At 69.6% G+C, this 12,291-nt stretch carries 9 protein-coding genes; 1 reads left to right on the plus strand and 8 read right to left on the minus strand.

The window, feature by feature from the left end:
- Window positions 1–13: 13 nt before the first annotated feature.
- The 8 genes from ABD648_RS19355 to ABD648_RS19390 all read right to left on the minus strand — a co-directional run bounded on the left by ABD648_RS19355 (window position 14) and on the right by ABD648_RS19390 (window position 10,930).
- The gene (locus ABD648_RS19355) at window positions 14–1,057 is read right to left on the minus strand and encodes an ABC transporter ATP-binding protein (RefSeq protein ID WP_282216560.1); all 1,044 of its coding nucleotides are present in this window, start codon (window positions 1,055–1,057) and stop codon (window positions 14–16) included.
- Window positions 1,054–2,985 carry a dipeptide/oligopeptide/nickel ABC transporter permease/ATP-binding protein gene (locus ABD648_RS19360; RefSeq protein ID WP_344709902.1) on the minus strand — a complete coding sequence of 644 codons (1,932 nt, stop codon included), beginning with the start codon at window positions 2,983–2,985 and terminating at the stop codon, window positions 1,054–1,056. The genes ABD648_RS19355 and ABD648_RS19360 overlap by 4 nt, the downstream gene beginning before the upstream one ends.
- The gene (locus ABD648_RS19365) at window positions 2,982–3,980 is read right to left on the minus strand and encodes an ABC transporter permease (RefSeq protein ID WP_282216562.1); all 999 of its coding nucleotides are present in this window, start codon (window positions 3,978–3,980) and stop codon (window positions 2,982–2,984) included. The genes ABD648_RS19360 and ABD648_RS19365 overlap by 4 nt, the downstream gene beginning before the upstream one ends.
- A 22-nt stretch (window positions 3,981–4,002) precedes the next feature.
- Window positions 4,003–5,598 carry an ABC transporter substrate-binding protein gene (locus ABD648_RS19370; RefSeq protein WP_282216563.1) on the minus strand — a complete coding sequence of 532 codons (1,596 nt, stop codon included), beginning with the start codon at window positions 5,596–5,598 and terminating at the stop codon, window positions 4,003–4,005.
- Between the two features lie 77 nt (window positions 5,599–5,675).
- Window positions 5,676–6,587, minus strand: a complete 912-nt coding sequence (locus ABD648_RS19375) for a serine hydrolase (protein WP_282216564.1) — start codon at window positions 6,585–6,587, stop codon at window positions 5,676–5,678.
- On the minus strand, window positions 6,584–7,972 hold the full coding sequence (locus ABD648_RS19380) for a serine hydrolase domain-containing protein (protein ID WP_282216565.1): 1,389 nt from the start codon (window positions 7,970–7,972) through the stop codon (window positions 6,584–6,586). Before ABD648_RS19380 ends, ABD648_RS19375 begins: the two co-directional genes overlap by 4 nt.
- Before the next feature lie 142 nt (window positions 7,973–8,114).
- On the minus strand, window positions 8,115–9,446 hold the full coding sequence (locus tag ABD648_RS19385; protein WP_282216566.1) for a serine hydrolase domain-containing protein: 1,332 nt from the start codon (window positions 9,444–9,446) through the stop codon (window positions 8,115–8,117).
- Window positions 9,443–10,930, minus strand: coding sequence for an amidohydrolase family protein (locus tag ABD648_RS19390; protein ID WP_282216567.1), 1,488 nt, complete (start codon window positions 10,928–10,930; stop codon window positions 9,443–9,445). The genes ABD648_RS19385 and ABD648_RS19390 overlap by 4 nt, the downstream gene beginning before the upstream one ends.
- Before the next feature lie 199 nt (window positions 10,931–11,129).
- On the opposite strand from ABD648_RS19390, the gene ABD648_RS19395 reads away from it, so the two are divergent.
- Window positions 11,130–12,143, plus strand: coding sequence for a LacI family DNA-binding transcriptional regulator (locus ABD648_RS19395; RefSeq protein ID WP_282216568.1), 1,014 nt, complete (start codon window positions 11,130–11,132; stop codon window positions 12,141–12,143).
- Window positions 12,144–12,291: the final 148 nt, after the last annotated feature.

The following is a 12,291-nucleotide window of genomic DNA, read 5'->3' on the forward strand; positions in this document are numbered from 1 at the left end:
TCCAATCGGATGGTCAGTTCACTGTGTCCGCTGAGAGCGGGGAAGGTGTTGTGTCAGGGGCCGAAACCAGGGGGATGCTTTGGGAGGTGGGCACAGTTCCGAGTGCGGCGTCCGCATGCGTCCCGGCGAAGTGGCAGGCCGCGCCCGCTGGGCCGGACGGCAGCGGAGGTGCCGCGATGACGCAGATCTGACGGTCGGGTCGCGCTGCGGGACCGATCGGACACCGCGGGTGGAAACGGCAGCCACTGGGAGGGGCGTGCGGGTCGGCGGGTTCCACATCGACGGGTGCGAGTGGGTCGACCGCCAGCAGATTCCCGTGCCGGGTGGGCGCCGCCTGGAGCAGATCGCGCGTGTACGGGTGCTGCGGGTCGGCGAGCACCTGCTCGGTGGGCCCGAACTCGACGATCCGTCCGAGGTACATCACAGCGATGTGGTCGCTCAGGTAGCGCACGACCGACAGGTTGTGCGAGATGAAGAGCATCGTCAGGTCGAGCTCTTCGCGGAGCTCGCGCACCAGATTGAGCACCGAGCCCTGCACCGAGACGTCGAGCGCCGAGGTGATCTCGTCGGCGACCACGACCTCCGGCCGGGCGGCGAGAGCTCTGGCAAGGGCGATGCGCTGGCGCTGCCCGCCGGAGAGCGCGGCCGGGAGCGACTGAGCGCGGTCGGCGTCGAGGCTCACGAGGTCGAGCAGCCGCGCGACCTCGGCACGACGGGCCCTGCTTCCGCGAATGTCGCGGGGGAGGGCCTCGGCGATCGATTCACCGATCGTCATTCGGGGATCGAGCGAGGAGAACGGATCCTGGAACACCATCTGCACGGGGCGGCGGCGACGGAAGCTGCGCACGTCCACCCCGTCCAGCGTGATGGCGCCTTCGCTGATCGGCGCGAGGCCGATCGCCGCCCGAGCGAGTGTCGACTTGCCTGAGCCGGACTCGCCGACGAGTCCGACCACTGACCCGGAGGGAACGGTCAGGGACACATCGTCGACGGCCGTGAGGCCGGAGCGGTGCGAGCCGTAGCGGACGCTGACCTGATCGAAACGCAGCTCGCTCATCGCAGGACCGTCTCTTCCTCTTCTGCGGCCGTGGCGATCGCCACCGGTACCGTCGCCTCGCCGCTGACCGGGTTCCAGCACGCGACCCGGTGGCCCCCGGTATCGGTCACGAGCTCGGGGTCGCTCTCGCGGCAGACGTCCGTGGCGAGAGGGCAGCGGGCGGCGAAGGCGCATCCCGCCGGGAAGGCGCCGGGAGCCGGCGGCCGGCCGGGAATCATCTTCAGAGGTGCATCCCGGTCCGCGTCGAGCTCGGGCACGACATCGAGAAGCGCGCGTGTGTACGGGTGCCGGGCACTCGTGTGCAGCGTCGCCGCGGGAAGGTCCTCGACGATGCGCCCCGCGTACATCACCAGCACACGGTCGCAGGTCTGCGCGACGACCGCGATGTCGTGGCTGATCAGCAGGATCGCGGCGTCGGTGTCGCGGCGTACACCGGCGAGAAGCTGCAGGACCTGTCGCTGCACCGTGACGTCGAGCGCCGTGGTCGGCTCGTCGGCGATGATCAGACGCGGGTGGTTCATGAGGCCCATCGCGATCATCGCGCGCTGGCGCATACCGCCGGAGAACTCGTGCGGGTACTGGCGGGCGCGTCGGGCGGCCGCGGGCACCCGCACGGACTGGAGGCGCTCGATCGCTCGATCCATCGCCTGCTTCCGCGTGATGTCCTGGTGCTCGGACGCGGCCTCGGCGAGCTGCGAGCCGATCCTTCTGGTCGGATTGAACGAGGTCATCGGGTCTTGGAAGACCATGGCGAGCGAGGTGCCGAGGAGGCTCCGCACCGCACGGTCGGATGTCGTCAGCAAAGGGGTGCCGCAGAAGTCCAGCTGCGCGGCCGCAACGTGGCCAGGGCGTTCGATGAGCCGGGCGGCGGCCAGAGCGGTCAGACTCTTGCCGGAGCCCGATTCGCCGACCACTCCGATCGCTTCGCCGCGCGACACCGTGAACGAGACGCCGCGCACCGGGGTGACCCAGCCGCTGGGTGTCGGGAAGGAGACGCGCAGGTCGTCGACGAGGAGCACCACGTCGTCGCCGGCGACCTGCGCGTGTCGAGGGGCGCTCGGGAGCGCGAGGGCGGGGAGACGGTGGCGGCGGCGACCCGAGCGCCCGCCGAGGGCCGCCGCCGCGGTCTCGCCGAGCAGGTTGAACGCGAGTCCGGCGATGACCACGGCCACGGCGGGGCCGAGCGCGGACGCCGGATTGAGGTAGATGCGGTTCAGGCCTTCGCCCAGCAGCCGACCCCAGTCGTACTCGGGCACCTGCACGCCCAGCCCGAGGAAGGAGAGTCCGGCGAAGGCGAGCAGCGCCGATCCTGCGGAGACGGTCGCGTTCACGATGAGCGGTTCGCCGATGTTCGGCAGGATGTGCCTGATCAGGATACGGAACCGCGAAACCCCGGCGACCCGGGCGGCGTCGATGAAGTCGCGTCCGGCGATCGCGGCGGAGAGGGTCTGGGTGAGCCGCGCGAACTGCGGCGCCATCGCGAAGCCGATCGCGAGTACGGCGCCCGTGGACCCCACCCCGAAGATGACCGCGAAGAACAGCGCGAGCAGCAGCCCGGGGAACGCGACGGCGATGTTCACGAAGCCTACGATGGGTCGCCCGATCCAGCGCGGGAGAACGGAGGGGGCGGTGCCGAGCAGCGTTCCGGCGACGACGCCGATGATCACGGCGATCACGGCGAGGACGACCGAGAGCCGGGTCGCGACCAGCACCCGTGCGAGCACATCGCGACCGAGGGTGTCTGTGCCCAGCAGGTGGGCGGCACTCGGCCCCTGCGTGATCTCGGTCGGATTCACCTGCTCGGCCTGAGCGCCCCAGATGATCGGCGCGAAGATCGCGGCGAGCGTGACCAGCAGCACCAGGCTGAGCGCGGTGATGCCGAGCGGTGAGCGGACGATCCCTGTCCATGCGGTGCGTGCGGACATCATGCCTCCCGGATGGTGGAGCGAGGGTCGAGGAGCGCGAGGATCACGTCGATCACCAGATTCACGATGAGGACGCCGATGCCGTAGACGAGGACGATCCCCTGGACGACCGAGTAGTCCTTGGTCAGGATCGACTGCACGATCATGGTGCCGAGGCCCGGCCAGGCGAAGACGTTCTCGACCAGCACGGTGCCGGCGACCATGCCCGTCAGCAGCAGTCCGGTGAGGGTGAGAGTCGCAGTCATGGCGTTCGGCAGCGCGTGGCGCGAGTAGATCCGGCGTGGCGCGAGTCGCTTGGCCCGGGCGGTGCGGATGAAGTCCTGGTTGAGGACGGAAAGCACCTCGACCCGGATGATGCGCGAGAACACCGCGATCGGTGCGACCGAGAGGGCGATCACCGGGAGCACGAGGGCGAACGGGGCGGTGTTGCCGGCGATGGGGAACCAGCCGAGCGACACCGCGAAGACGTAGACGAGGCCGACGGCGAGGAGGAACTCGGGGATCGCGGCGAGGATCACCGATCCGGTCGCGAAGGCCAGCTCCAGGCCGCGACGCCGGCCGCCGCGGGTCGCGACGGCCATCGTCACCCCGAGAGGGACGGAGACCAGCAGCACCAGCACGACCGCGAGCAGAGCGAGCTGCAGAGTCGCAGGCAGCCGGGTGGTGATGATGTCGGCGACCGGCTGGCCGGTGATCATGGACGTGCCCATGTCGCCGGTGAACAGGCCGCCGATGTAGCGGAGATACTGCACGAAGAGCGGCTCATCGAGCCCGAGCGCGGCGCGGCGCGCCTCGACGAGCTCCACCGGAGCGTTCATCCCGAGCGCAGCGCGGACCGGGTCGCCCGGCACCAGGTGGATCATGAGGAAGGCAGCCGTGACCAGCACCCACACCGACAGCACGAACTGCCCGCCGCGCCGGACCAGGAAGGACACCCAGGGGTTGTCCGACCGTGCGGATCTGATCAGTATCGCCTGCGTGGCGGTGGTGCTGGCCATCGGCTGCCTCCGGCTCTCGGGTCTACTCGTACATGCGGATCGAGGCGGGGTCGATGCCGTCGCCCTCGGTGAAGGTCGCCTTGTTGCCGAACGTTGTCAGGACGTTGTTGGCGTAGGGGACCACGGACAACGAGGAGAACAGCGCCTGCTCGGCGGCACCCCACTCTTCGCATCCGTCGGTGCCCGGCTTCGAGGATGCCGATGTGACGGCCGCCGAGTACTCGTCGTTGACGATCGAGGCGAAGTTCGTTCCCTCGGGTGGGGTCGGGCCGGAATAGAACGGCACGAGCATGCTGGGCAGTGAGACGCCGAGCGGCACGGCGGAGACATCCCAGTCACCCGTCGCGAAAAGCGTCTCGCTCACCGAGGGGCCGTCGAGGGTCTTGATGGTCACGGCGACGCCGAGCGTCTTCCATGATGCCTGCATCAGCTCCGCGGCGGCGCTGCCTCCGTTGCCGAGGGTGGTCGGAGTCACCAGAGTGATCTCCATGGCGACGCCGTCCTTCTCCCGGATCCCGTCGGAGCCGACCTCCCAGCCGGCGTCGTCCAGGCTCGCCGCGGCCGTCTTCTCGTCGAACTCCGGCAGGAGGCCGTCGACGACGTCAGCCTGACAGGGGTTCGGGGCGATCGTCACGAGGCTCTTCGCCTCGGTGCCTTCACCTCCGGTGAGCACCTGACGGAGCTGACCGAGGTCGAGGGCTTGCACAAGCGCCTCCCGGACCGCCTGGTCGGCGCCCGGGCGTCCCTCTGCCTGGTTGAAGAACAGCTGCCCGGCGGCGAGCGGCAGCTCGGAGACGAAGAGGCCGGCGTCGCGGAGCCGCTGCCGGTCGGGTCCGAGGACGAGTGCGGCGTTGACCTCGCCGGACACCACGAGGTTCGCGGCGGTGGTCTCGTTCGGGATCACGCGGTAGATCACGGTCTCGGGAAGGCCCGGCTGCTTCGGGTCCCAGTCACCGGGCCCCCAGGTGAAGTCGTCGCGACGGGTGAGCGTGTACTGGCTGTTCGGGATGCTCTCGGACAGGGTGAACATCCCCGTCGCGCCCTCGCCGGCGGCGCGGGCGTCCGCGTCGTCCACGACGGTGCCGCAGACGATCGAGATGCTGCCGATGTTCTGCAGCAGGAATGCGTCGGGCCGCCCACTCGTCACCGTGACGGTGCCCGCCGCGTCGTCGCCGACCGCCTTCGTCCCCGGCTGCACCTGGAGGCCGGCCAGGGGAGACCCGTTCGCCGGATCGCCGATGTAGTCGATGTTGCGCGCGACATCGGTCGCCGTGAGAGGCGTGCCGTCTTCGCAGGTGATGCCGTCGCGCAATGTGAAGACGGCGCCCTCGGTGTCGGCCTCCCACTCCGCTGCGAGTCCCGGGAGCACGTCGCCGTCGTTCTGCACCTCGACGAGACGCGAGTACAGGTAGCGGTCGATCTGCCTCGCTGCACCCATGGTCGTGGTGAACGGATCGAGGGTGCCCGGGTCTGTGGCCATCACCGCGGTGAACGTCTTGCCGTCGGCGAGCACCCCGTCGGTGCTGTCACCTCCACCGGGAGGGGCGCCGGCGGCGCAGGATGTCAGGGCGAGGGCCGTCACGCCGATCAGCGCGATCAGCGGGGTACGAGAACGCATCAGAAGCCTCCAGCAGTGTTCGGGATGGTGCAGGTGGATGGTGCAGGTGGATGGTGCAAGGTGGGGGTCGGTGTGGGTCAGAGTGCGCGCAGGTGCTCGATGGCCGCGAAGCCTGCGAGGCCGATCGACGCATCCACGCGTGGCTGCCGCTCGGCGAGCGACGCGGCGCGCGTGAACACGGCCACCGCGTACTGGCGGCCGTCGGGATAGGTCACGACTCCGGCTTCGTTGCGCCAGGTGGGCAGCGTTCCGGTCTTCGCCGCGATGCGCACATCGGACGGGAAGCCCGAACTCAGCCGGTGCGGCCAGATCTGCTGCGCCATGATGTCGCGGGCCTGACGGCAGGCTTCGGCCGACGCCGCGGTGTCGGTCCAGAGTGCGTTGAGCAGCGTCGTGAGGTCGCGCGGAGTGGAGTGCGAGGTGCGCAGGGGGTGCACCGCGTCCAGCGCGAGGATCTGCTCCGCGGTCGCGCCCTCGAACAGCACATCCAGGTCGCTGTCGGCATCGCCGTCCAGATCGGCGATCACCGAGGCGAACAGGTCTTCGCAGCATCCCACGAGGCGTGTGTGCCGCAGCCCCAGATCGGCGATGACCCGGTCGACCGCTGCCGCACCGAGACGGTGATACACGACGTCGGTGGCAGCGTTGTCGCTCATGGTCATCATGTTCTGTGCGAGATCGCGCCAGCTGGCTTCGACGTCGTCCGAGAATCCGGCTGTGCCCACTCCGCCGATGCGGTAGCGCGCCGTCACGGTCGTGCGCTCCTTCGGATCGAGTTCGCCGGCGGCGACCGCTCGGACGTAGGCCGTGAGCACGAGGATCTTGAAGACCGACGCGAGTACGACGGGCTCGTCGGCGCCGACGTTCACCTCCTGACCGCCCTCGACGCCAATCTCGCGTGCATGCAGGAAGCCCGCTGCACCCGCATCCGCGAAGATCTCCGCGATCTCCGAGTCGGTATCCGTCTCGACGACCGTCACGGCGGTCATGCGCCGACCCGGCGGTCAGCGCGTCCTGTGTGCAGGTACAGAGCGCGGCCGCTGCCGTCATCGCCGACGAACGCGTGCGGCATGTGCATGCCGTGCTGCTTCTCGCGGGGGAGGAGGGTGTCGGCGGTCCAGCCGACGAGCTCGACGGGCTCGGGGGCCGGGCCGAGCTCGGCGAAGATGCCCTTCATGGTGCGCTCGAGCCAGATGCGGCCGTCGTCGTCGACCCGCACGGTCGAATCCGAGACCGATGACGAGTAGGTTCCGAGGATCCGTTCGACGTCGACCGCGACCGGAGTCTCCGGGATCGAGGGGAGCGCGGGCATGGTGACGCCGGCGAGGGCGGCGAGGACCTTCGAGGTGATCGCGTGGTAAGCGTCGACGGTCCGCCCGCCGTTCGTGAGGACCGCCACCGCGACTCCCGCGGAGGGGACCATCCGCAGGAAGGCGTTCTGGCCGATCGTGCCTCCGTCGTGGCCGATCACGGGCCCGCCGTTCCAGTCGAAGATCTCCCAGCCGAGGCCCCACGCGTCGCCCATGACACCGAGCTCGGGAAGGTCGACCTGTCGCTCCTGCATCGCCAGGACGCTCTTCTCGGAGAGCACGCGGGTCCCGTCAGCGGCGACGCCGCCGTCCAGGTGCATGCGGGCGTAGCTCACGAGGTCGCGCGCCGTCATCGCGAGCATCGAACCGGCGGGGGCGTTCGAGCGCACGAGGCTCCACACGGGTGCAGGAACCGGCTCATCGCTGCCCTCGGCTGGTATGTGCCCGAGCGCGGCGCGGAACATGATCGCCTCGGCGGCCGTCGTGGCCACGTGGGTGAGTCCCAGCGGAGCGGCGAGGTGCGTTCGCAGCGCCTGGTCGTACGACGTGCCGCGCAGCACCTCGATGATGCGACCGAGTACGACGAATGCGGCGTTGTTGTACGAGAAGCGCTCGCCGGGGGCGAAGAGCTGCGGTGCGTCGGCGATCGTGGCGAGGTACTTCTCTACCGCGTCGTCGCCGACCCCGGTGTCGTTGAACAGGTCGCCCTCGAAGCCGCTCACGTGGCTCAGCAGCTGCCGAGCGGTGATCGCGGTCGCCGCGGCGTCGTCGCCGATCGCGAACGCGGGAACGCTGTCGCGGACGGGGGCGTCGATGTCGAGCAGTCCCTCGTCGACGAGCTGCATGATGAGCGTCGCGGTCCAGGTCTTGGTGATCGACCCGATCTGGAAGAGCGAGTCCTCGTCGGCCTCGACGCCGGTGTTGCGGTTCAAGATGCCTGCGGCGGTGGTGAAGATCTCGCCATCTGCCAGGATCGCGACGGATGCCGCGGGGATGTGCGCGTCGGCGAGCATCGCGGGAAGATTCTCTCGAACCCAGCTGCCGATTTCATTCAGGTCGGACACGTGCGCTCCTCTTGGTCGATTGGGCCGTCGTCGTGGAGGCGACGGCGATGGGGCCGAGACTATTCGCGTGCTCCGTCGCCTCGTTGGTGCCCGGCGACGAGACTTGCGCAGACCTTGGTGCGTTCGGACGAAGGTCCGCAGGTCAGCGCCGACGGACCGCGCGCAGACCCAGGTGCAGCAGTTCCGGGCCGCCTTCCGAGGGGTCGAGCGTGCGGCCGACGGCCTGATCGTCGTCGGTGATGAGTGCGCCGTCGGCGCGCACCCGAAGCCGCATCGGCGGACGGGGAGGGATGCCGAGCGCGATGATGTGCGGCGAGAACACCATCGCGAACTCGAGCGCGTCGCCGACTCTGGTCACGTCGTAGTGCCACTGACCGGCGTCGTAGGTGCCGGTCAGCTCGTCGAGCATGTCGGGCGACCGCAGCTCCATCCCGGCTGATGTCGTCGAGACGCCCCGCAGGTGCTCGAAGCACCAGTCGACGATCCGCGAGCCCAGGGCCTTTCCGCCGCCGCTGTTGGTGAGCACCGTGATGGCGAGGTCGTGGTCCGGCGCGAACAGGAACTCGCTGATCTGGATGTCGGCGATGTTGCCGCCGTGCATGACGACTCGGGCTTCGCCGCGATGCGTGAGCAGCCAGGGGTAGCCGATGGCTTCGACGGGCGGTCCGGCGCTCAGCTGCGGCTGCTGCATGCGCAGGCGCGTGGCCTCGCCGACGAGAGCGCTGCCCCCGGTCTCGCCGCGCAGGTGGAAGCGCGCGTAGCGGAGCTGGTCGCCCACGGAGGAGACGATCCCGCCTTCGGCGTTCATGTCGCGGGTGATCCCCCAGAGGGGGAAGGGGACGATCGTCCCGTCCGCACCGGGCACATGCCCGACGGCGTGCGGGCGGGTGATCACGTCCCACGGGAAGAAGAAGGTCTCGGTCATGCCCAGCGGGTCGAGCACGATGCGCTGCACCGCCTGCTCGAAGGTCTCGCCGGTCACGACCTCGATGACGCGCCCGAGCAGACGCATCCCGGCGTTGCTGTACGAGGCGATGGTGCCGGGGGCGAAGAACTGGGGGAGGGATCCGTAGGTCGCGATGTTCCGCGCGAGCGCGTCGTCGCCCCACCCCGGCAGCTCGTCCGCATCGCCGAGGAAGCCGCCGGAGTGCGTGAGGAGGTGCCGGATGCGCAGGCTCTGCACCGCGGTCTCGTCCGCGAGACGCAGGTCCGGGAGCACGTCGATCACCCGGGTGTCGAGCTCGAGCAGCCCGTTCTCGATCAGGTGCATCGCGACCGTCCCGGTGAACGTCTTCGAGGTCGATCCGATCTGGAAGAGCGTGTCCTCCGTCACCGGGGCGCCGGTGTCGGCGGCGGCGACGCCGGTCGTCAGCACATGCTCCTGATCGCCGTCGATGATTCCGATCACGGCGCCGGGAACGCCGAGTTCGCGGGCGCTCTCGTCGAGCAGGGCCTGCAGGTCGCCGTTCATCATGCTTCTCCTCTCACTGCCCGTCCGGGATATGCCGCGGTCAGCATATGTCCGTCGCGGATCACGGCGTTCCCGTGCACCAGGAGGTGCCGGACGCCCTGGGACGGACGCGTCGGGTCGAGATAGGTGGCGCGGTCGGTGACCGTGACGGGGTCGATCACGACGACGTCGGCATCGGCGCCGGCGCCCAGATGCCCCTTGCGACGCATCGCGGGCGACGTCTCGTCGAGCACGCGAGCGGGGAGGTGGGCGCAGCGGCGGAAGGCTTCGAGCCAGGTCCACGCGCCGGACTCGCGCACCATCAGCCGGAGAGACTTCGTGAACGTGCCGGCCGTGCGCGGATGCGTCTGGCCGCCGGGAGGCAACGGCCATTCCCGCTGCTCGTGCGCGGCGGGCGCGCCGTCACGCGCGGGCCAGAACACCGGCATCGCGTCGCTGGCCACGATCGAATCGGGGAAGGCGAGCGACCGATGCAGGTGGGCGCGGTCGACGGGGTCGTCCTCGTCGAGGAAGGTGACGATGCAGGGGGCCGCCGGGTCGGTCGCGCGGACCTCGCGGAGTCGCCGCTCGTCGGCGATGCGCTCGCCGGTCTCGACGAGCACGAGCGCAGAAGGAGTGATCCCGAGACCGGGGAGCTTCTCCGGAGCCAGGAAGAAGGCACCGATCGCTGTGCTCCCCGCGCCGTACGGATACGCCTCGACGGTGACCCGGGACCCCGCGGATCTGGTCGACTCGAACTGTCCCAGCACGCGGTCGATGTGGCGCAGCGAGGTGCTGTTCACATGGCAGTGATGCATGGCGGCGCCGGTCTCGGCGGCGGCGCGAAGGAGCTCCTGCGTGCCGTCGATCGGAGTCTCGGGGTCCGCTTCGATCAGCTCGCGGACGTGGGTGAAGGTCGGGGCACCGACGGCGGCGGCGAGGCGGGCGACATCCAGATACTCGTCGGGGTCGGTCCGCGGGGCGTACCCCATGAGCACGCCGATGCCGAGTGCGCCGCGCGTCAGCTCGTCCTCGAGCAGGGCCAGCCATCGGCGGCGCTCGGTCGGGCTCGACGTGCGCTGCCACTCCTTGTCGCCGAGGAGCTCCATCGAGGCGTGGATGTCCGGCTCGGGAAGCCGGTCGAGGTGCGCGAAGGCGCGGGCCTGCACCCAGGATGCCGAGAAGCCGTAGTTGAGAGGGCGCCCCTCGGCTTCGGCCCGAGCGATCGCCTCGTCGATCGGCATGAGACCGGCTTCCAGATCGAGGGCTGTCGTGACGCCGTCCATCGCCTGCAGGCGCTGACCCGCGATCGAGTGCACGTGGCTGTGCAGATCGACGAAGCCCGGCCCGACGATCAGTCCCTCGACGTCGATCACGGCGGCATCCGCCGGTGCGACGAGGTCGGTGCCGACCGCCGCCACCCGCCCGTCCGAGATCAGCAGGTCGGCGATCCGATCGGTGTCGGTGCCAGGGTCGATGACGCGTCCGCCGCGCAACAGAGTGTCCACACGATCACCGTTCCACGCCGGAGCGGATCCATCCGGTGCGCGCACACGAAACCCGCCCGCGATTCCGGTGCGATCCGACAACGCAGGACGGGCTTCGACGATCTCTGGCGGTCCCTCGCGACCGGCGGAGATGCACTCCGCCGGTTCGACAGACATAATGAGGTGACGATGTGACCGTGCACATGCAAGGAGGCCTGCGATGTCCACCGCCTCCGAGCGTGCCCGGATGCCGAGCATCCGCGACGTCGCGCGTCTGGCGGGCGTCTCGCACCAGACCGTCTCCCGGGTGCTGAACGATCACCCGAGCATCCGCCCGGAGACGAAGGCCAAGGTCCTCGACGCGATCTCCGTGCTCGACTACCGCCCCAATCTCGCCGCGCGCGCGCTCGTGACCAGCAAGTCGAACATGCTGGGAGTCCTCTCCGCGACCATCGGGGAGTTCGGTCCGACCTCGTCGATCGCGAGCATCGAGGATGCCGCGCGCGAGGAGGGCTACTCCGTCTCGACGCTGAACCTCGCGGACACGACGCCCGAGGCGATCGGCACCGCGGTGCGCCAGCTGGCGCGTGAGCAGGTCGACGGGATCGTCGTCCTGGCCCCGCAGGTGCGTGTCTTCCACGTCCTGCGCGGGATGTCGTCGGACATCCCCTTCGTCAATCTGCAGACGGCATCCGGCTCCGACGGCGTGAGCCTCTCCGCCGATCAGGTGGCGGGTGCGCGCGCTGCGACGGAGCACCTGATCGCCCTCGGCCACAGCGACATCCTGCACCTGGCTGGCCCGCAGGACTGGATCGAGGCGGAGTCGCGCATGCGCGGATACCTCGACGGGCTGCGGGAGGCCGATCTGCCCACGTTCCCGCCGATCCGGGGCGACTGGACGGCGGACTTCGGCTACTTCGCGGGGCAGGAGCTGTCACGTCGCCGCGACTTCACGGCGGTGTTCGCCGCCAACGACCTGATGGCGATCGGTCTCATGCACGGATTCCGCGACGCCGGGGTCCGCGTTCCGCACGATGTCAGCGTGATCGGCTTCGACGACATCCCGGTCGCGGCGCACGTCGCGCCCACGCTGAGCACGGTGCATCAGGACTTCCCCGAGCTCGGGCGCAGGGCCGTCCGGATCCTTCTGGCGCAGATCCGCGGCGAGCAGGTGCCGGAGTTCGGCCCGCTGAAGACGCTGCTGCGGGCCCGCGAGTCGGCTGCATCACGGTAGCGACACGAAATCTGCGCGCGGACTTGACAGCGGTCCCTCGTGCGGGGACGATGTAATCCAATGTGAACGGTCACATCGAAGGTGACCGCACGTCTGCAAGGAAAAGATACGTGAGCACCACAGCAACGTTGCCGACAGTGTCAGGCCC

It is taken from the genome of Microbacterium luteolum (assembly GCF_039533965.1).
GTDB classification, from domain to species: Bacteria; Actinomycetota; Actinomycetes; order Actinomycetales; family Microbacteriaceae; genus Microbacterium; species Microbacterium luteolum.